We start from the raw sequence: 544 nt of genomic DNA, 5'->3' as shown, positions 1-544 counted from the left end.
CCGCAGGGACCGGGGAGGCGCGCTTCGTGTCCGGGGACGGCGAAGCGGCCGACATGGACGGCGAAGCGGCCGGTGTGGATGACGAAGCGGCCGGTGTGTATGACGAAGCGGCCGGCATGGAGGGGGCGGCGGCCGGTAGGGACGGTGAGCCGGCCGACGGCGACGGAAAAGCGGCCGCCGGGAGCGGTGAGGCGGCCGGCAGCGACGGGAAACCGGCCGGCGGGTCCGGGAAACCGGCCGGCGGCGCGAGGCGCCGGTGGTGGCGGCTGGGGCGGGGTGAGCGGCGCGGGCTGGACGGTGCGGCGGACAGCGGCGTGGGCGCCGCGTCGTGGTGGCGGCCCGGCGGCGCCGGGAGGGACGACGATCCGTACGACGGCGAAGCCGACTTCCTGCCCGTCGGCGACCCCGACGCCACGGTCGGCGCCGACTGGCACGAGAGCGGATCGCGCGAGGTCAGATGGGCGGCCCTGAAGGAGGCGTCCGGCGGACTGATGGCCGACTTTCCCGCCGTCGTCCCCGGCCCCCAGCCCGAGCGGTCGCCGGA

Annotated in this window: 1 pseudogene; it reads left to right on the top strand. The window is 77.6% G+C overall.

Annotated elements, in window-relative coordinates:
• Window positions 1-26: 26 nt before the first annotated feature.
• Window positions 27-544 (top strand): annotated as a pseudogene (locus E2E34_RS34975) (hypothetical protein); the annotation flags it as partial.

The organism is Streptomyces albidochromogenes (assembly GCF_005981925.1).
GTDB lineage: Bacteria > Actinomycetota > Actinomycetes > Streptomycetales > Streptomycetaceae > Streptomyces > Streptomyces albidochromogenes.
The sequence above is the reverse complement of the archived record's forward strand: the minus strand, read 5'-3'. Positions and strand labels throughout refer to the sequence as shown.